Raw genomic sequence first — 20,190 nt, forward strand, 5'->3', positions numbered from 1 at the left:
TTACAAAAGATTTACTTGAATGAAAGATCTGAATAAACTAATTGAAGAGGCACAGCAATCTGAATTGAAGGCTGTGACAAGAAGACATTTCCTAAAAGATTGTGTCGCTGGTATTGGTGGCATCGCACTTGGAGGTCTTTTGGCTGGTTGCGGTGGATGGGATTCATCTAAATCCAAAGGGAGCCTGGATCTCAATGCCCTAAATCCATTGATCCCTAAATCACCACATTTCCCTGGCAAGGCCAAAAGTGTAATCTATTTACATATGGCGGGAGCCCCTTCACAGCTTGAGCTCTTTGATTATAAGCCTGCACTGCAGAAACTGCATAATCAACCCTGTCCACAATCACTTTTGGCAGGTAAGAAGTTCGCTTTTATTCGAGGGGTGCCTAAAATGTTGGGACCACAGGCTACCTTCAAGCAATATGGTCAAAGTGGCGCTTGGGTATCTGATCATTTACCACATTTCAGTAAGGTAGTTGATGATGTTAGTTTTTTGAAAGCTGTTCATACCGATCAGTTTAATCATGGACCGGCACAGCTGTTTATGCATACCGGGAGTGCCCGTCTGGGCCGTCCGAGTATCGGTTCATGGGTGACCTATGGTCTAGGCTCTGAAAACAGCAATTTACCAGGCTTTGTGGTGTTGACTTCTGGTGGTAAAACACCGGATGCGGGAAAGAGTGTCTGGGGAAGTGGTTTTCTACCGTCTGTTTATCAAGGGGTTCAATGTCGTTCGAAAGGAGATCCCGTTCTGTATATTGCTGACCCTGAAGGAATGGACCGGGACATGAAGCGAAATCTTATTGATGCGATCAATAATGTGAATAAAACAGAGTATGACACCTTTAATGATCCAGAGACACTGTCCCGGATTGCACAATATGAAATGGCCTATAAAATGCAGGTTGCAGTACCTGAGGTGATGAATATCAATAATGAACCAGCTTATATCCATGAGTTATATGGTACCGAACCGGGAAAGGAGTCTTTTGCAAATAACTGTCTTTTGGCCCGTAAGCTCGTGGAGCAGGGGGTACGTTTTGTACAGTTATTTGATTGGGGCTGGGATAGCCATGGCACAAATGCATCGGACTCGATAGACCTTGGATTTCGAAATAAATGTCGGGAGATCGATCGTCCGATGACGGCATTGATTTTGGATCTGAAGCAACGTGGTCTACTCGAAGATACATTGGTGGTCTGGGGCGGCGAGTTTGGACGCACACCAATGCAGGAGAACCGGGATAATAGTGATATGCCATTTCTGGGTAGAGACCATCATACGGATGCCTATACCATTTGGATGGCGGGCGGCGGAGTGCGCAATGGCATTAGTTATGGACAAACGGATGATATCGGTTTTGCAGGTGTTGAAGGAAGGGCTTCCGTACACGATGTCCATGCAACCATGCTCCATCTCCTTGGCTTTGACCACGAAAAATTTACTTATGAATTTCAGGGCCGACCATTCCGTTTGACGGATGTGGAAGGTGAACTTATACAAGCGATTATTTAAATAATGAAACGATTCCTATTACTAATACTTCTGTTGGCCAATTTTTTTACGGTTTTGGCTCAGAAGCAAGAGAAACTACATATCAAATATTATTGTACCAATTGGGGAAATGCCGATTCCTGGGATCGGTTCTGTGAACGTGTTAAGAAAGCAGGTTATCATGGTGTCGAAGCCTGGCTACCCGGAGATCTGAAAGAACGGAAGGAAATGATTGATGCCCTACAAAAATATGGTCTGAGCTTAGGCTTGCTTTCCGGAGGTTCTGGAGCTTCCTATGAACAGTACCGTGAAAGCTTTAAACGTAATCTGGAAGAAGCTGCAGGTATGAAACCTGATTATATCAACTGCCATACAGGTAAGGAATACTATTCCTTTGAACAAAATAAACAATTGATCGACATTGGGCAGGTCGTCATGGAAAAACAGCATGTTCCGGTATACCATGAAACGCATCGTGGTAGATTCAGTTTTGCGGCGCATCTGACCAAAGATTACTTAGCAAAGATTCCTTCCTTAAGGCTTGCTCTGGATATTTCACATTGGTGCAATGTACATGAGTCCCTGCTCGGTGACCAGCAAGAAGCGGTAGCTTTGGCGCTTGCCCGGACAGAACATATCCATGCCCGGATCGGACACCCTGAAGGACCACAGGTCAATGATCCTGCGGCACCAGAATGGAAAAATACCGTAGATCAACATTTGGCCTGGTGGGATGAGATCGTTAAGCAGCATAAACAAAATGGAGCTAAGGTGTTGACCATCACCACAGAGTTTGGTCCGGCGGGCTATCTGCCAACACTACCTTTTACGCAGCAACCCGTAGCTGACCAATGGTCGGTAAATGTATATATGTTGAACTTACTCAAAGACAGGTATAAAGAATGATGGTTTTCCTTGAAGAATTGATGGCCTTTTTGGGACGGTTTCATCCCATCTTAGTGCATTTACCCATCGGAATTTTATTGATCGCATTTGTGATGGTATTTTTGGAGCTATTCAAGAAGGAAAATCCATACCGGCCTGCGATTAGGTTATCCTTGTTATTAGGTAGTATAGCAGCTGTATTTGCTGCGATCTCAGGATTTCTGCTTTCGCGCAATGGTGGTTATGAAATACAGGTGCTCAATTACCACCAATGGTTGGGCATTGTGGTGGCGGGATGCAGCATACTACTCTATGTGCTCTATCGTGAAAAAAGTGAAACGTTGCAATGGTCAAAAAAAATCATTAGGTTTCGCTTTTGGTTATTTTTGATCCTGGTCGTATTGCTGGGAATCACAGGACACTACGGTGGCACTTTGACACATGGCAAGGGTTACTTTATTGAGGCGATGCCGCAAGCAATGAAAAAGACTTTTGGCGTGAAGGAGAGCAGCGAAGAGGTATTAATCGTTGAGAATGTACAAGAGGCCGCTGTATATGACGGTATTATACAGCCTATACTCAAGCAGCGTTGTCAAAGCTGTCATGGTGATCGTAAACAGGAGGGAGGATTGGCCTTACATACAAAGGAAAGCCTGCTAAAAGGAGGTGAGAATGGTAAAGTACTGGTCGATAGCAAGTCCAAAGAAAGTGAGCTGTATGCACGATTGATCTTACCGGAAGGGCACAAAAAAAGAATGCCACCAAAAGGACGTACTCCAATCAGTCCTGACCAGATCAAATTGATCGCCTGGTGGATTGATCAAGGAGCCAACTTCGATAAAAAAGTGAATCAACTCACACAGACCAAAGAAATAGCAGCAATATTGAAAAAGCTAGAAACAGGGGAGCAGGAAGCTTCCCCGGTATTGTATGCAGATTATCCCAAAGCACCCGATTTACCAAAGGATAAAGTCGATGCCTGGCAGGCAAAAGGTATTAAAATCATTCCTGTGGCTAAAGAAAATAATCTCGTGCTGGTCAATGCCATCAACTACCCACAGTTTAATGATAAGGATCTGCAAGATCTGTTGGCCATTAAAGAGAATATTGTTCAGCTGAAACTTGGACATACCGCCATTACAGATCAGGCATTTTCGACGATAAAATCCATGCCTGTCATCTCGCGTTTGCATCTCGAGAACACAAAAGTCTCCGATAGTGGTTTGTCACAATTGAAAGGACTGCAAAAGTTGATCTATCTCAATCTGGTGGGAACAAAAGTAACTGCAAAGGGTTTGTCGAATTTGAAGGATATTCCTAATCTGAAAAATGTATATATCTACCAAACGGGCGGCCAGGACAGTACTGCCTTAAAAGCATTACATGGTAAGGTTCGCATCGACACAGGTAATTACCGATTGCCATTTATCGCTACGGATACAGTCAGGTTCTAGCGATGATAAAGTACAGACCAAGTAGTTTTATCCATTGACGATAATACGACCGAATAGATACTTAGTCTATATTGAAGCAATACTTAGTCTCTACTGAAACAATACTGAAAGGGTATTGGAAACCTGACTTGTGGATATTTGAAAGAAGCGATTGGAGGATGATAGCGTTTATAGAATATTTGGAAAGAGACTGTAGGGAATGTGAACAAAATTGAATAAACAAATAGGGTGTCCGATTTTTTCGGACACCCTATTTTTATTTGTCGTGTATAAATACTGCAGGTTATTTCCCGGTATTTTCCAATAGACTGATCGCATCGTAAAGTACACCAGCCTCGCCTCTGAAAGTTCCCGAACCTTCAGGTTTATTGTCTTTGGTATACCATTCGTAGAAGCCTTTATTTTTAATAACACGTGTTAACATGGGCTTGATCTGCTCGTAGGCTTCCTGTTGGAAACCATTTTTAACCAATTGTTGGATCATTCTTCCTCCAAACCAGGTCCAGTCTCCACCATTTTGGTAACCATAAGGATACATGCCTTTGTTTTTGAAGAAACCCGCTGGGTAGGTCGGGTATACAGTTAAACCAATGGTGGCAGCACCTGCATCTTTTACATTTTTGATCATCTTGTCCAGAGATGTTTTGATCTGCTCTTTGCTGAGGAGGTTCGCCTCAATGGCAATCGCAGTTCCACCATGGTAATAGATCTGGTTTTCATCAAAATCTTTCGGAAATGGCGAACCTTTAATATAAATATGTGGAATGAATTTTTGATTTTTATCATCCCAAAGATGTTTCATCGTATTGCTTGCGATCATCTCCCGAACCTTGCCCCATTTTTCCTTTTTCTCAGGGAAAAGATCAATGTAATTGTCCAGTGCAATTAAGAACATAGCGTTATCGTAAATGTCCAGTGCAATATGTGAGCTTTCATCTAAATGTACGCCCCAATCATGTTCGGGTTGTACATCGCCCCAATCGACCGTTGTGGCTCCCCATAATAATCCGTAGGTACTATTGTAGCGTTTATCCATTAGGAATTGCAAAGCCTGTTCCATGCGATCTTTTACACTCGTTTCGCCGATTTTCTGTGCCAAAAAGGAGCTGTCTTTGGTTGCGATGATATATTTGTGTACCGCCTGGATGAGGGATGTTTCCTGATCGGTTTCAACCGTGTTTTTATGCCCCGCATATTCCGCTGCCAGGGGATTCGTGATTGTATAATAGTCAGAAACGCCATTCTTTAAGCTGGATTTTTTGACAAAACCATCAGCGATATTGCCATCGGCACCCTGTAGTTTGAAAAATATGCCCAACTGATCTTTGATCTGATCATGGGGATGCACTTTGGTAGCCAAGGTAATAAAGGTATTGTAATCCCTGATCCACACCTCACTATAGCCGTCCCCGGCGTTGAACCCAGCTTTGATAACATTGGTCGCCATATCTTTAACGAGCTGGAAGCTACTATCTTGGGGAGCACGCTGCGCTGTGTTGCTGCCTGTAGATTTATTCCCCCCGCCATTGCAGGATAAGATTAACAATGAAGTAGATAGCGCGAAATATAAATTTCTCATGATGCTGTTTTTTATCGTTAGTATACTTAAATTAACATTTAGAGTCTTTGACAAAAGACTGTATGACCTTCGCTTGGCTAGCTCCCAGATTACGGAGTGAATAGGATTTCGCAGCCGCGGGAACGGCAAATGTCTCTGCATAATGGAAGATTCTTTTCATTCCATTGGCAGTCGTCAGTTCTACGGCTTCCCCCTCAACGAGCATCATAATATGGCATTGCCCCTTTGTTTCAATGCGCACTTCATCTTCAAATTCGTACCTGAAAACATCATAGAAATGATCTTCATGCGTCGGTAAATGTACTTTTATCGACTGTGTATCGAGTACATCAATCTGAGGTTGTGACAGGAGTGTGTTTTTTACAACGTCACCTTTCCGGTTAAAGTTGAGGTTGGAGAAAGCTCTGTCAATATTCAATGGACGTGGTTTACCATCTAAATCTGGACGTACCCAGTCGTACATCTTAAAGGTGTAGTTATAAGGGGTCGCACTGATTTCCAGCACAAGGTTATTTGTACCTGAAGAGTGTACAGTACCATGTGGAATCAGATACAACTGATGCTTTTGTGAGTCAAATTTTTGGACGTACTTGTCAATCGCAATGGGCTCACCCGTATGGAAGCTCTGCTCAAGCACAGTACGGAATTGGTCGGCATCAATATCCTCCTGGAATCCCAGATAGACCTGAGCATCTCCTTTTCTGTCAACGATGTAATAGGATTCGTCCTGGGTGAAATTTTCCCCAAATTCAGTTTTGGCATAACTTGGGCTAGGGTGGCACTGAATCGAAAGATTGTCGCCATCAAAAGTGTCAAGAAAGTTGAACCGGATTGGGAACTCAACATCAAAACGTGGCTGTGCTGTGCCCAATATATTTGAACTCTCCTGAAACATCAGTTGGTCAAATGAAATTTCGAGCACCTGTCCATTGCTTTCAAGTAATATACCATTTTCGGGGACGATCATCTCAAAAGACCAAGCATAGTTTTTTGCCTGCTGATCGATGCCCGTTAAATGTTCCTTCATCCATTGTCCGCCCCAGACTCCAGGTTCAAATGTCGGTCTTACCCGAAAATAGTTTTCGGACATGGCATGTAAGGTTTCTTTTAAATCGTTTCCTGAAATCCAGGGTAGATTTTCCAGGGATAACTGATCGGCCAGGATCTCCACCCGGGATAAGATTGTCCGCTTGTGTCGGTTGAGGAGCTCCCAGTCGACAAAATAGTAACGTTTGTAAAGTTCTTTTTGATTCGTTTGCTTAGCACAAGCCAAATTCCAGGCCTGCCCGGCACGCATCCGTTGGATAAGCACATTTTTGGGCAGATCGATGTACATCACTTTACTGGAGTTATCCAGAAGTGCTGCTCCCGGACCGTAAAAAATGACATATTCATTGGCAGCTGTATTATTTAGGATTTCCTCAAAAGCGGCCAACTTTACGGTATCAAAGTATGCTGCCAGTTGGAGGGGTACTTTTTTTCCGAATAATGGATCATTGCCTCCCAGATAGGGGGCAACCTTCTCCTGAATGCTTGATTCAGGTAAGAATGCTGTTTCCATAGAAACAAACCGTACCGTTAATCCCCGTTTAACAAATTCCTGCTGAATCTGTGCCACTGGTATTTCCCAATTTACGCCGACAAATCCATCTATGCAGTGTATATCATGTTCGATCAGGTGATCGACCAACTCATGATATGAGTTTGACAATTTGCCCTGAACTGGAAATGTAGGTAAGATGTCGTATTGAAAAGATGTCGTTTGAGTATTGGAATACATAAGATGTTATTTATTGCGTATTTAAAAATTGACTGAATTGATATGATGTTTTTAAAATGATACTATGCGTTTTGATCGCTGGGATTTTTCTTTGATTTTTCAATCCAATATTTTTCGATATCTTCCAAAGGTTTTCCTTTTGTTTCAGGCAGATAGCCCAATACAACGATAAAAGCTATTGCGCAGAAGAAAGCGAATAACCAAAAGGTATAATGGGCACCCCATGATGCAAGCAAAATCGGAGTCAGCTGTCCAACGATAGCATCGGAAATCCACATAACCATAATGCTTATCCCCATTGCGCGCGCCCGTATGGCATTGGGAAATATTTCGGCTGCCACCACAAATTTCAATGGACCGATAGAAAAAGCAAAGAAAAACAAGAATGAGAGGATGGAAACAATCAAAGCAACATTGTTTGTCTGTTCCAGACTGAAAAGATAGCCTGTCGCGATCAAACTGATGGTCGCACCCAATGTACCTAATATATATAAGGGTCTTCTTCCCCAATTGTCTACCTTCCAGATAGCAAAGCAGGTAAATAAGACATTTGCAGCGCCGAAAAACAATTGTGCATGATAGGAATTAGCTAAAGAGATACCCGATTCAAGGAGGATACTAGGCCCGTAATAGACGATCGCATTGATCCCACTGAGTTGAGAAAACAAGGGTAAGAATAATCCCAGGAGAAAAGCTCTACGGTAAATAGGTGAAAACAAATCGCGGATATTTCCTTTTGCTGGACTTGGCGAATCATGTAGATCTGTCAGACCAAGTTTAGCGCTAATGACAGCAACCTCTTCACTGCGCCCATTTTTTGCAAGCCAACGTGGACTTTCGGGAATAAAATAAACGCCCAAGCAGAGTAGGATAGCAGGGATTGCACCAACTAGAAACATACCGCGCCAAAGTTCTGTCTGTGGCAATGAATGCAGTTGGAGAATAAAGTAATTACTAATATAAGCGATCAGAATACCAAAGGTGATTGCCAGTTGATAACAGGTAACCGATCTGCCTCTGAATTTACTGGGTGATATTTCGGCAAGATAAAGTGGCACAACGATAGAAGCGATGCCTACACCTAGTCCTCCGATACCCCTGCTCAGAATCAATAAAGTATAGTTGGGACTGAATCCACAGCCGATCGCAGATAATAAGAAAAGTAAAGACGCAACAATGAAGGCCTGTTTACGACCATATTTGTCTGTAAAAGATCCTGTAAAAAATACACCTATAATGCAACCGATCAGTGCTGAACTAACAAAAACACCTTCCTGTGCTGGTGACAGTCCGAAAAACTGCTTGACCAATGGCAAAGCTCCGGCTATAACAGCCATATCGAACCCGAAAAGTAGTCCCCCCAGTGAAACGATGCATAAAATAATGATAAAATTCTTAGACATATCTGGTTTATAAGTTTTATATGTATATACATACAAACATATATCTATTTTTTTAATTATGCAAAAAATCTTATTTTAGCCTAAGCAATATTATGTAATGAATTTAAAAATAGATCACAAAAGTCCAGTTCCGCTGCATATACAAGCAGAAAATCTATTGCGGGAGTTGATAAAACAGCCGGAATATATTGAGGGGAAGATGTTGCCCAATGAAATAGAGCTGGCTAAGCGCTTGGCTATTTCCCGCTCCACGTTGCGTCTGGCGATTAATAAGCTGGTGTATGAAGAGCTATTGATCAGAAAGAAGGGGATCGGCACTAAGGTTGCCAGTTCAAAATTCAGTTCGAAATCCAAAAATTGGCTGAGCTTTTCGCAAGAGATGAAAAATCGTGGGATCGAGGTCAAGAATTTTGAACTTCATGTGAGTTGGGTAGTGCCTGATAAAGCCATTACAAAATTTTTTGCTGTTGATGAGGATCAAAAGCTGTTGAAATTGGAGCGATTGCGGGGTAAGAAAGATGATCCATTCGTCTATTTCATATCCTATTTCCATCCACGTATCGGTTTGACGGGCGACGAAGATTTTAAACGTCCTTTGTATGAAATATTGGAAGCCGATTATCATGTGGTAGCTGATCTTTCGCAAGAGGAAATTGACGCCATTGCGGCAAATAAATTTATCGCAGATAAACTCGAAATTAATATCGGGGATCCTATTTTGTCACGGAAGCGATTTGTTTTCGATCAGTCTGGAAAGCCAATTGAATATAATCTGGGTTTCTATCGTGCAGAGAGCTTTACTTATACGGTTGAAAGCCGAAGAGATTATTAAAACATGAAATGATCCAGTAGCGGTAAGCTAGTGGATCATTTCATTTATAGCATTATTGCTGTTGAGTAGCCGTTTCCGATGCCCATTGGTTGATCATTGCGATAGCTTTGCTCAATACACCCGCCGAGCCCTTGAATTTTCCGGATCCACTTGGGACGTCATTTTTCCCGTACCATTCATAAAAACCTTTATTCTTGACCACACGATCAATCATTGGCTGTAGTTCATCGTAGGCTTCCTGATAGAAACCATGTTGGATAAGCTGCTGAATCATTCTTCCGCCAAACCAGGTCCAGTCCCCACCGTTTTGATAGTGATAAGGCTCAGCCATCCAACCTTTGAAAAATCCAACGGGGTAGGTCGGGTAAAGCGTAAGACCAATACTTGGCATCCCTGAGAGACGTACATTTTCGAGCATCTGCTTATTGACAGTTGCTATTTCGCTCCGTTTGAGCAGACCCGCTTCAATCGCAATTGCTGTTCCGCCATGGTAATGAATCTTATTTTCATCGAACCCTTTAGGGAGGGGAGATGACTTTGGATAGATATGGGGAATAAATTTTTGCCTTTTTTGATCCCAGAGATAGCGTCTGCTGTTTGTTTCAAGCTCTTTTTTAAAGGCCTTCCAGTCAGCGGTATTCGCAGCATTGGGTTGTATTTCAATCAATTGCTGTAGGGCAATGATGAGCATGGCATTGTCATATATGTCTATGGCCTCATTTGAAAGTTCGTTCCAATCGCAGCCAAAATCGTCATGCGGCTGTACATCCCCCCAATCTGCAGTCATTGCCCCCCATAGCAGGTGATATTTTGTATTGTACCGTTCTCGTTTGAGGTAGTCCAGCATAAGCTGTATACGTTCTTTGACGGAAAGCCCACCGACGGATTCGTCAAGAATACTGTAGTCCTTGGTTTTCTGTATGTATTTGCCCAGTAACTGAATCAGAGAGCTCTCCTGGTCAGTCTCGACTGTATTTTTAAATCCAACATGATCGGGTGCATTATTAGAATAATAGGGGGTATCGTCATGCCAGGTGAAATCTTTCTTGAGCACATAGCCGTCCACCATCTCACCATTAGGCTGTTGCATTTGGAAAAATAGGAGAATCGCGCCACGAACATCGGCAGGCGATCTTTCCTCTAATGCAGTTTCAATAAAAGTATTGAGATCCCGTGCCCAGATCTGCGAATAACCACTTCCGGCATTAAATCCTTCTTTGATGACCTGTCGGGCTAAACTGTCTACATATTTTAACTTTTGATCGGCTAAAATGGTTTGTGCGAGCTTAAGTTCTGTCCCTTTTGATGCTGCTTTTTGTTGAGCGGGCAGGCTGCTTCCGAATAGAATAAATGTAAGACTAAAAAATGTCAGTTTTCTTTTCATGAGAACTATTGTTATTGGTTGAATTGTTGAGGCATTTCAGTAGCCTTTACGTATTATATTGTTAAATAAGAGTGATGATCACTGATTTTGGATCGGCCTTGCTGAATTAAAACTTCTTGGTTATTGATTATTATGTATGTACAAACAAAAATATAAAAATAACCATCGTTTTAAGCTTTTTATAGGATGTAATTGGGATGGTATTTAAATTTTTACAATCAGATGGTGTTTTTTAGCGCTAGCCGTTACCTACTTTTTTTAATAAACTTTACCTTCATGTTTATACATAGTTTATTTTTTGTAAGTTTGTTTTTGAACCTAATTGACAACAATGGCAAAGCGACTCATATTTTATTTTTTTTGCATACTCTTCTGTGTGAACTGTGCGCAGGGACAGCAGCAGACTGATTTAACTACACTTGTAAAACCGAATATTGGATCCGTTCATAGTCGGTATTTTTTTTACACACCTGCTGCAGTCCCCTTTGGGATGGCAAAATTGGCACCAAGTACCGATGGAAGTTATGGTAATAAGTCCGGTTGGGAGGCGGTGGGCTATGATGATAGACACAACTCGATCGAAGGCTTCGCGAATTTTCACGAATTTCAGGTGGGCGGGATTACCTTTGCACCTTCAGTAGGACAGCTCAAAACTGTTCCGGGTAAACTAGACCAGCCACAAAGCGGTTACCGGTCATCATTTGATAAGAAGGACGAATTTGCCACCTCAGGCTATTACAGGGTGAAATTGAAGGACTATGCGGTTCTGGCGGAACTGACTGCAACCAAAAGAGTCGGCTTCCATCGTTATACCTTCCCAAAAACAGATGCCGCTAATATTATATTTGATATTGGACATGTCATGGGAGAAAGCGGTCCAGTGGTGGATGCGGAGGTAAATTATGATAAGCAGTCTGTATGGGGTTATGTGGTCACTAATCCGGTCTATGTGCAGAAATACCAGCAGGGAGCCACTGTAAAGATGTATTTCTTTGCGGAGCTCAGCAAGTTGCCAAAATCCTATGGTACATTTAAAGATTCGGTGATTTTTAAAGAAAAGAAAACGATACAGGGGAAGGGCGCTGGGGTATTTCTTCGGTTCGATACACAGTCCGATGAATCCATTACAATCAAGACAGGCTTGTCCTATACTTCTGTGGATAATGCGCGATTAAACTTGCAGCAAGAGGCCAAGGAGCTGACATTTGATCAAGCGAAGATGGAAGCGCTCAAGACATGGAATAACGAACTGGGAAGGATATTGGTGGAAGGTGGTAAAGAAGCGGACCGCGTAAAATTTTATACAGGACTATACCATGCCCTGCTTGGACGAGGACTTGCCAGTGATATCAATGGGGCCTATCCCAAAAATGATGGTTCAGTCGGCCAGATCGCTTTAAATGCGCAAGGAAAACCTATACATCAACACTATAATACAGATGCGATCTGGGGAGCATTTTGGAACCTGACACAACTCTGGTCGATTGCCTATCCTGATTATTACAACGATTGGGTACAGAGCCAACTCTTGGTATACCGCGATGCGGGTTGGCTGGGTGATGGTATTGCCAATAGTAAATATGTCTCCGGTGTGGGGACTAACTTTACGGGATTGGCGATTGCTGCAGCCTATAACGTTGGAATCCGGAATTACGACACGAATTTTGCCTATGAAGCTGTACGAAAAAATGAACTTGAATCGCGCGGACGGATTCCGGGAGCTGGTAAACTCGATGTTGGGGTATTTGTCGATAAAGGTTATTCACCCTATATCCAGGACAATACCGGTAGTCCCGAATTATTGACCACTGGATCACCTTTCGGTGCTTCCCATACATTGGAATATGCATTTTCGGCAGCTGCTGCAGCGCAATATGCAAAATCACTCGGCCGTGATGCAGACTACCGAAAACTTCATGAACTTTCAGCTGCCTGGAAAGGATTATACGATCCATCGACTAAATTCATGCGGCCAAAAGACAGTTTGGGGAAATTTATTCCAAATTTTAATCCTTATCAACCTTGGCGTGGTTTTCAGGAAGGAAATGCCTGGCAGTATACGTTTTATGTGCCACACGTTCCGCAGGAATTGGTTAAGCTCGTCGGAAAGGAGCTATTCAATCAGCGCTTGGACAGTATATTTACAGTGTCACAAAAGAACGTTTTTGGTGGTGGAACCCACATCGATGCCTTCGCCGGAATTGAAAGCTTATATAACCATGGGAATCAGCCCAACTTACATATCTCTTGGTTGTTCTATTTTTCAGGAAGACCCGACCTCAGTCAAAAATGGGTACGGGCTATTTCAAACGAATTTTATGGTACCGATCCTATACACGGTTATGGCTATGGACAGGATGAAGATCAAGGCCAATTGGGTGCTTGGTACGTACTGTCAGGTATCGGTTTATTCGATGTGAGAAGCTTAACAACTGAAAATCCTGCCTTTCAGATAGGAGCACCTCTGTTTGATAAAGTTACGATACAATTGCCCAAAACTTTGCGAAAAAACAAATTTACGATTCAGGTTAAAAAGACGGATCCGGATAGTTTTTATGTTGGTCAGATTCGATTGAATAATAAGCCTTGGACCGGTTGGCAGCTTCCTTTTGAACAATTGGTGAAAGGAGGGGTAATGACCGTGCATTTAAAAAGCAACGCCAATACAAACTAAAGTTTGTTTATAGCAGTAGTTGGTAATTAATAGCAATAGGTACTAAAAAGTAAAAGCTAAACTGCCCGGGATCGAAGAATTTAAGAAAATGACTTCAAGGAATATATAAAATAAAACCTTCAGGCTTTCACAAATACCAATAGCTCTGAAAATCGACTGAAGGTTCCTTCTGATCAATAAACTGAACGCAGCGCTTATTGATTCCTTAATGAAAAATACGAATCAATAAAAAATAAGCATTTTAAAAAAATAGGGGTGTCCAATTTTTTTGGAACACCCCTTGAAGGTAGGTTGGTTTGTTGATTGCCTACGCGATCTCAGCAATGAAATTGCCCTCTTGGTCCAAATCCGCCTTGTGAGCCGCAATTTGTTGAAGATTAATATGGCCAATAACATATTTGAAATCTGCTGCGTAATATCTTTCGGTGATCTCACTGAAATTTAATTTTTCAATCAGTTGATCGTCAGTGTATCTTAAATAGACCTTAAGCAGATAATCTTGGCTATAGTTTAAGGCACTGGATTCTAAATGCTTTTTATATTCATAACGGTAACCGTAGCGTAATGCGGCAATATCCGACAATACTGCCGAGCCAGTAGGGTGACCACCCGCACCTTTGCCATAGAAGAATTGCTCATCCGCAAAAGCAGCTTTAACCAATACACCGTTATTTTCATTTTCTACATTGTACAACATGCTTTCCTTACCTACCAAACGAGGAAGTACATAAAGCACGACTTTATTGCCATCGATCTCTTTGGCTGTAGGGATCAACTTGATTTTTAAGTTCTTTTCCTTTGCGAAGCGAATATCCTGTTGACCTAATTTGTCAATACCGATGTTGAAGACATCATTTGGTTTGACATAGATACCATAAGCATGTGAAGCGACGATACAGACTTTAAATTTAGGGTCATATCCGCCAACATCAAGGGTAGGATCTGTTTCCGCAAAACCCAGTTCCTGTGCTTTTTTTAGCGCATCTGCATACTGTTGGTTTTCATTAAAGACTTTCGAAAGAATGTAGTTGGAAGATCCGTTGAATATACCACTGACCGAATGCAAAAGCTCGTTGTCATAGTATTCTTCCAAGTTACGGATAATAGGAATACTTCCACAGACAGCGCCTTCATAAAGTAAGCTGGTGCCATATTCATGTTGAATATCTACCAACTCTTCGAGGTGACTGGCAATCATCTTTTTATTTGCAGATACCACATTTTTGCCTGATTTCAATGCGCGTACAGTCAGTTTGTAAGCAGCTTCGGCATCATCGATCAGTTCGACAACAGTGTTGATTTCTGGATCCGCAAGGATTGTCTCAGCATCTGTTGAAAACAGATCGGCTGGTAGCGTACGTTTTTTGTCCGCATTTTTGATGACGAATTTCTTGATTTCCAGATTCAGGTTTTTGGTTTTGATAATGTCGTAGAGACCTTGGCCTACCACGCCAAACCCAAACATCCCTATCGTTAATTTATTACTCATATCTCTTCTTAAATTCTCTTATATAATTGTTTACTTCTCTTAGACTAATTCGTTGATATACGCTTTCTTATTCTTTAAAAAATTATGGATAATAGCCGTCAGTTTTTTTGTCTCTATCAAAAATCCATCATGGCCATAGCTTGACTCGATCTCCTGATAGGTTGCATTTGGAATATGCTGCGCTATAAATCGCTGTTCGGCTGGGGGGAACAATACATCCGTATTGACAGCCAATACCAGTGTCGGACAGCTGATTCCGTTCAATGCTGCTTCCAAAGAAGACCTTCCACGGGCTAAATTGTGACTGTCCATCGCCTTTGTCAGGTAGAAATAACTATACGCATTGTAGCGTTTAACAAGTTTTTCGCCTTGATAATTTTGATATGAAGCGGCTTTGTATCCATTCACTATACTGTCGTCCTCATCCCGTTGTGTATGGTCATAGGTGATATAATTGCGATAGGATAGCAGCGCAATCGAGCGGGCGACTTTAAGCCCTTTTTTACCTCCATCGGGATGGTTGGCATAAAAGGTACGGTCTGCTGTAATTGCTAAACGCTGACTTTCATTAAAAGCAATTCCCCAGGGGGAATGTACCGCATTGGTGCCGACAACAATGAGTTGATTGATTGCGATCGTGTTGGAAGCAGCCCACTCCAGGGCCTGTTGCCCACCTAGCGAGCCACCAATTAGAACCTCAAATTGATTGATATCCAGATGAGCTGCGAGCAACTGATGGGCATTGACCAAATCTTTTACCGTAAACTCCGGAAAGGATAGGTAATAAGACTGACCTGTTGCCGGATTGATGGATAGGGGATTGCTGCTACCATAGGCGGATCCAATTACATTGGCACATACGATATAGTAATCATTCGGATTAAATAGATCGTTTGCACCAAATAGCCCCGGCCACCAGTCCAATACATTCGCATTTGCCGTCAGGGCATGACAGACCCAAATCACGTTACTGCGATCAGCATTGAGTTCACCAAATACCTCGTAGCTGATCTGTAAATCGACAAGTTCTTTCCCGTTTTCAAATACAAAGGGCTCGGGATGTTGATAAATATGCCTGCTCATTACGCTTAAATTTATGGATGTACCTGATTATTTGATCTTATCGAATGCTTGTTGTAGATCGGCTTTGATATCATCAATATGTTCGATCCCTACAGAAAGGCGCAATAACCCCGGAAATACACCTGCATTTGCCTGATCCGCATCACTTAACTGTTGGTGCGTCGTTGCAGCAGGGTGGATGATCAATGATTTGGTATCACCTACGTTGGCCAAATGGCTGATGAGCTCTAGGCTGTCGATAAAAGCATTTGCTTTTTGAGCAGCATCACCTTTCAATTGGAAGGAAAGGACAGCACCATAACCGTTTTTAAGATATTTTTGCGCATTGGCAAAACTCGGTGAACTTTTTAATCCTGGATAATTTACCTTCTCTACCTGTGGATGGGCTTCAAGCCATTTGGCAACCTCCAAGGTGTTGTCTACATGGCGTTGCACGCGCAATGACAGTGTTTCAAGCCCTTGTAATAACAAGAATGAATTGAATGGAGAAAGTGCTGGACCAAAATCACGTAGACCTTCAACACGGGCGCGGATAGCAAATTGAATATTGCCAAAAGGTCCTTTTTCACCAAATACTTCAGAGAATACCAAGCCGTGATAGCCCTCGGATGGTTCGGAGAATTGTGGGTATTTTCCATTGCCCCAATTGTAATTTCCGCCATCAACGATGACACCACCGATACTTGTGCCATGACCGCCAATCCATTTCGTTGCAGATTCAACGACAACATGTGCGCCATACTCCAATGGTTTGAACAGATAACCTCCGGCACCGAATGTATTGTCAACAATTAAAGGTAAATCATATTTTTTAGCAACAGCAGCAATTTTTTCAAAGTCAGGAATGTTGAAACTAGGATTGCCGATAGTCTCCACATAGATTGCTTTGGTTTTATCGTCAATAAGCGCTTCAATTTTATCTGCTTCGGCATCGGTCGCAAAACGGGCTTCGATACCCAAGCGTTTGAAAGCAACTTTAAACTGGTTAAATGTACCACCGTATAGATTAGAACCTGCCACAAAGTTATCCCCGTTTTCAAGGATATTGTTTAAGGCGATAAATTGTGCTGCTTGACCCGAAGCAACAGCTAATGCCGCAACTCCGCCTTCCAACGCCGCAATACGTTGTTCAAAAACATCCGTCGTAGGATTCATTATCCGTGTATAGATATTGCCAAATTGTTTCAGCGCAAATAGATTGGCTCCATGTTCAGCATTCTCAAATACAAATGAAGATGTTTGGTATATAGGTACCGCTCTGGATCCAGTGGTTGGATCTGCCACTTGGCCAGCGTGAACTTGTAGCGTTTCGAATTTTAGATTTTTGTTGGAAGACATAATATATCAGATTTTAAGGGTTCAAAAAAATGTTAACAAGGAAAAAAGGAAGCATACACACCTGCTGAAAAGGTCTGTTAATATCGTTATCCGGGAAAAAGGAAAATGATGCTTAACAAGTTGGGAGGTGCATATGCATGCGCATTCGCATAGACATGGCAATGCTATGTGTTGCTCCTTTACCTGTTAGTTGGTTCGTCTGAAATGAACCTAAATTGTTGATGGTTTTCTGTAATGTAATAATCATTGTCTTATTTCATTTATATGCTCCAAAACGATATTGCTTTGGACAGGATTTGGCACCTTTTCAACCAAATTGAAGGTTGCCAGTGGGTCATAGAGCCAGTCTCTCGCCACTTCTTTATAAATCAAGACCTGCTGATTAAGGAAGGTGTTGATTAGAAATCTTCATCTGAAGACACTGCAAATATAAACTTCTTTTCTATTAATGCAAAAGAAAAACAATTTTTTAATTAAAACTATTTTGTAAACAGATGTTCCCAATAACCTACAGAAATATAGGCTGAGTTGAAAATCACAAGGTTATTTACTTTTTAAGGGAGGAATTGCACCTTATTTTTTACTAAGGGAGATATGCTCCGCTATTTGATCCAAATCTGTCAATAACGGTTTTAACTCATCTATTCTGACATAGATGTCGTTGTGCTGGACTTCCGGATTCTTTTTACTGATGGAAATGGAAAGCCCGACCAGATGCGAATTGACGCGATAGGAGAGTGCCTGAAAATGGTGGATATGGGACCAATCTATCCATTTGTGCTCAGGTTCTTTCTTCATTTGGTTGATGGAGTCCGAAAATAGGGCCATCGCTGTTTGCGCCTTTTTACGCGCTAACCGGATGTCAAAGGAGCTCTGTAGATTGTCCGATAGCCGTTGGTTGATAATCTGGAAGTAATGTTGGTTGTAACTTGCAACCTCCTTTGCCAAATGCACTAAGCTTGAGCTTTGGCGTACTGGAATCAAGAAGTATCCTGCGATGGTCAGAAATGCACCCACCAATGTAAAAGCCATGCGACTACCCAAAATAAGATTGATATTGCCTTCAAATAGGTTTAGCGCAATGACAACGCCCAATGTAATAAAAATAACACTGATCATATAATTGGATCGGTTAAATAGAAAGAAGCCAAAAAGACCGATTGCCGATAGGCTCAGTAAAAAGGGGAGGCTCTCGAAGAATGCTAAGCAGGAGATGCCGATCAAAATGCCTGAAAATGTCCCTACAATCCGTTCGATGTTGCGGGTTTTGGTCATCGAAAATGCTGGTCTTGCTACGATAGCGATGGTCAGCAAAATCCAATAGGTATATTTAAAGTCCAGAAACAAAATGCCGATCAATGCGCCAACACCAAAAAGTAGGGCCATACGCAGCGCAAAACGAAATAGTGGATTTTTAAGGTGAAGTTTGTTTTTGATCTCACCCAGACTGCCCAGGGGGCGATTGATAAATTGTTGATATTCCGCTGTATCTATTTTGTCCTGAATTTCCTGATTCTGATAAAAAGCAACCTGAATCCGACTCAGCACCTCAAGAATAGACTCCATATTGGTAATAATAGACTGTAGGATAGGGCCGGCTGGACCAGTTTGTTGTTGCTGAATGTTTTTAAGCTCAGTCAAGAGTTCGTTCAGTTTAATTGTATTGTAATACAATTGCTGCGCATATCGGAATCTTATATGTGGCTGTGAAAAGCTATCAATTTCTAATGCCAATAATTTTATTGCACGGCGGATCACAGGAAGGCTACCCGTATCTGCAAGATTCTTGCGGATTGCATCGTAGTCATGGTCGAGTGCAATGATGAGTTCATGCAGATCAATCAGACCATAAACCTGACTGAGCCAATAATTACTTTTGGGCCATTGATGACCAATAATTTTTTTTTCGCGGAACAACAATGAACGGATCTGTTCCTGCTGCTCACTGATCTGACCGTGAATTTTGCCCACGCGACTATAGGTGATGTCCAGTGGAATGCTGGGGTCATAGGACTGGGCACGGATCAGCAAGAATTGAGATAAACCCTGAAAGCCATTTGCCATCGCATGTTTCAAGGAGCGGTAGGGTCTTATATAAGCCTGTAGCAAGCTGAATAAATAATAAATCGCTGCTCCTGTAGTGATTTGCAGGCCGATCGCCAAGGGATGTTTTGGTGCCAGGCCGATGACAAAACTCATTAAGATCAGAGTCATGTTGCCGATAGCGGCATATCGCGGACCAAACAGGCCATACAAGGTAAAGGTAAATCCGGCTAAACCAAGGAGAATAACCAAGGGCCAGTGCAAGGGGAATAAGTAAGCTGTAAGAAACGAGGCAACAAAGAATGTCGGAATGCACAGCAATGCGGAGGATAGTTTATCCTTGCGGTTACCGGGAGGGTCAGTCAAGGTCGTCAACAAAGATCCTACACCAATTCCAATAGCGGTGCTCGCCGGAACCCCTAATAAATAGATTGCTAAACTCGGTAGAATACTGATGGATACATTTCGCAAAGCGTCACCACTGTGCTCGCCTCGGATAAATCGAATAACTCGGCTATAAATACGGTTGAATCTTTTCTTTAATGACACGATGCCCATCAATCAGTTTACTAATTTTCGTTGCAAAAATACGAATATTATGCTTAATATTTTATATATACATTTTATTTATTTTGAATATGATTGTTTTTGTGAATTTTTATTTTGAAACAAGTGCTGTTTGAAGTGCTTTTTTTTACGCACACTCATTAGCGGTGCCGATTGGCCATGCTTGGAGATGGAACAGCCT

Annotated in this window: 14 protein-coding genes and 1 riboswitch; of the genes, 5 read left to right on the plus strand and 9 right to left on the minus strand. The window is 42.1% G+C overall.

Annotated elements, in window-relative coordinates; translation table 11 throughout:
• The first annotated feature begins 19 nt into the window (after positions 1-19).
• From M2408_RS00950 to M2408_RS00960, 3 genes are read left to right on the plus strand one after another with little or no spacing between them, the layout of a single operon-like run.
• Entirely contained in the window at positions 20-1,519 is a 1,500-nt protein-coding gene (locus tag M2408_RS00950) for a DUF1501 domain-containing protein (RefSeq protein WP_259178443.1), read from the plus strand.
• 3 nt (positions 1,520-1,522) lie between these two features.
• Entirely contained in the window at positions 1,523-2,404 is an 882-nt protein-coding gene (locus tag M2408_RS00955) for a sugar phosphate isomerase/epimerase (RefSeq protein ID WP_259178445.1), read from the plus strand.
• Positions 2,401-3,837, plus strand: coding sequence for a c-type cytochrome domain-containing protein (locus M2408_RS00960; RefSeq protein WP_259178446.1), 1,437 nt, complete (start codon positions 2,401-2,403; stop codon positions 3,835-3,837). Before M2408_RS00955 ends, M2408_RS00960 begins: the two co-directional genes overlap by 4 nt.
• 283 nt (positions 3,838-4,120) lie before the next feature.
• On the opposite strand, the gene M2408_RS00965 is transcribed toward M2408_RS00960, so the two are convergent.
• The 3 genes from M2408_RS00965 to M2408_RS00975 form a co-directional block, all read right to left on the minus strand.
• On the minus strand, positions 4,121-5,416 hold the full coding sequence (locus M2408_RS00965) for an amylo-alpha-1,6-glucosidase (protein WP_259178448.1): 1,296 nt from the start codon (positions 5,414-5,416) through the stop codon (positions 4,121-4,123).
• A 31-nt stretch (positions 5,417-5,447) separates the two neighbouring features.
• On the minus strand, positions 5,448-7,196 hold the full coding sequence (locus M2408_RS00970; protein WP_259178449.1) for a class I mannose-6-phosphate isomerase: 1,749 nt from the start codon (positions 7,194-7,196) through the stop codon (positions 5,448-5,450).
• 62 nt (positions 7,197-7,258) lie between these two features.
• Entirely contained in the window at positions 7,259-8,599 is a 1,341-nt protein-coding gene (locus M2408_RS00975; protein ID WP_120258155.1) for a sugar porter family MFS transporter, read from the minus strand.
• A gap of 97 nt (positions 8,600-8,696) precedes the next feature.
• Here M2408_RS00975 and M2408_RS00980 point away from each other — a divergent pair, with 97 nt between their 5' ends.
• Positions 8,697-9,431, plus strand: coding sequence for a GntR family transcriptional regulator (locus M2408_RS00980; protein WP_120258154.1), 735 nt, complete (start codon positions 8,697-8,699; stop codon positions 9,429-9,431).
• Positions 9,432-9,483: 52 nt separating this feature from the next.
• On the opposite strand, the gene M2408_RS00985 is transcribed toward M2408_RS00980, so the two are convergent.
• Positions 9,484-10,815, minus strand: coding sequence for a hypothetical protein (locus tag M2408_RS00985; RefSeq protein WP_259178456.1), 1,332 nt, complete (start codon positions 10,813-10,815; stop codon positions 9,484-9,486).
• A 331-nt stretch (positions 10,816-11,146) separates the two neighbouring features.
• Here M2408_RS00985 and M2408_RS00990 point away from each other — a divergent pair, with 331 nt between their 5' ends.
• Positions 11,147-13,489 (plus strand): GH92 family glycosyl hydrolase, encoded by a 2,343-nt coding sequence (locus tag M2408_RS00990; RefSeq protein ID WP_259178457.1) that lies wholly within the window; start codon positions 11,147-11,149, stop codon positions 13,487-13,489.
• 307 nt (positions 13,490-13,796) lie between these two features.
• Here M2408_RS00990 and M2408_RS00995 read toward each other — a convergent pair whose 3' ends face one another.
• From M2408_RS00995 to M2408_RS01015, 5 genes are all read right to left on the minus strand, one after another.
• Positions 13,797-14,978 (minus strand): homoserine dehydrogenase, encoded by a 1,182-nt coding sequence (locus M2408_RS00995; RefSeq protein WP_259178459.1) that lies wholly within the window; start codon positions 14,976-14,978, stop codon positions 13,797-13,799.
• 39 nt (positions 14,979-15,017) lie between these two features.
• Positions 15,018-16,061: a homoserine O-acetyltransferase gene (gene metX, locus M2408_RS01000; protein ID WP_259178461.1), complete on the minus strand. Its 1,044-nt coding sequence runs from the start codon at positions 16,059-16,061 to the stop codon at positions 15,018-15,020.
• A gap of 27 nt (positions 16,062-16,088) precedes the next feature.
• Positions 16,089-17,399 carry an O-acetylhomoserine aminocarboxypropyltransferase/cysteine synthase family protein gene (locus M2408_RS01005; protein WP_077434955.1) on the minus strand — a complete coding sequence of 437 codons (1,311 nt, stop codon included), beginning with the start codon at positions 17,397-17,399 and terminating at the stop codon, positions 16,089-16,091.
• 112 nt (positions 17,400-17,511) lie between these two features.
• A complete protein-coding gene (locus M2408_RS01010; RefSeq protein WP_257089796.1) occupies positions 17,512-17,646 on the minus strand; it encodes a hypothetical protein in 135 nt (44 codons plus the stop codon).
• 10 nt (positions 17,647-17,656) lie between these two features.
• A riboswitch (SAM riboswitch) is annotated at positions 17,657-17,769 on the minus strand.
• Between the two features lie 203 nt (positions 17,770-17,972).
• Positions 17,973-19,991, minus strand: coding sequence for an FUSC family membrane protein (locus M2408_RS01015; RefSeq protein WP_259178470.1), 2,019 nt, complete (start codon positions 19,989-19,991; stop codon positions 17,973-17,975).
• Between the last annotated feature and the right edge of the window lie 199 nt (positions 19,992-20,190).

The sequence above is a fragment of the Sphingobacterium sp. BIGb0165 genome (assembly GCF_024810095.1).
Lineage (GTDB): Bacteria > Bacteroidota > Bacteroidia > Sphingobacteriales > Sphingobacteriaceae > Sphingobacterium > Sphingobacterium detergens.

Bases quoted from the DNA above. Each gene is read 5' to 3' on its own strand.
- M2408_RS00950 (WP_259178443.1), top strand. From the start codon at position 20: ATGAAAGATCTGAATAAACTAATTGAAGAGGCACAGCAATCTGAATTG.
- M2408_RS00955 (WP_259178445.1), top strand. From the start codon at position 1,523: ATGAAACGATTCCTATTACTAATACTTCTGTTGGCCAATTTTTTTACG.
- M2408_RS00960 (WP_259178446.1), top strand. From the start codon at position 2,401: ATGATGGTTTTCCTTGAAGAATTGATGGCCTTTTTGGGACGGTTTCAT.
- M2408_RS00965 (WP_259178448.1), bottom strand. From the start codon at position 5,416: ATGAGAAATTTATATTTCGCGCTATCTACTTCATTGTTAATCTTATCC.
- M2408_RS00970 (WP_259178449.1), bottom strand. From the start codon at position 7,196: ATGTATTCCAATACTCAAACGACATCTTTTCAATACGACATCTTACCT.
- M2408_RS00975 (WP_120258155.1), bottom strand. From the start codon at position 8,599: ATGTCTAAGAATTTTATCATTATTTTATGCATCGTTTCACTGGGGGGA.
- M2408_RS00980 (WP_120258154.1), top strand. From the start codon at position 8,697: ATGAATTTAAAAATAGATCACAAAAGTCCAGTTCCGCTGCATATACAA.
- M2408_RS00985 (WP_259178456.1), bottom strand. From the start codon at position 10,815: ATGAAAAGAAAACTGACATTTTTTAGTCTTACATTTATTCTATTCGGA.
- M2408_RS00990 (WP_259178457.1), top strand. From the start codon at position 11,147: ATGGCAAAGCGACTCATATTTTATTTTTTTTGCATACTCTTCTGTGTG.
- M2408_RS00995 (WP_259178459.1), bottom strand. From the start codon at position 14,978: ATGAGTAATAAATTAACGATAGGGATGTTTGGGTTTGGCGTGGTAGGC.
- metX (WP_259178461.1), bottom strand. From the start codon at position 16,061: ATGAGCAGGCATATTTATCAACATCCCGAGCCCTTTGTATTTGAAAAC.
- M2408_RS01005 (WP_077434955.1), bottom strand. From the start codon at position 17,399: ATGTCTTCCAACAAAAATCTAAAATTCGAAACGCTACAAGTTCACGCT.
- M2408_RS01010 (WP_257089796.1), bottom strand. From the start codon at position 17,646: ATGATTATTACATTACAGAAAACCATCAACAATTTAGGTTCATTTCAG.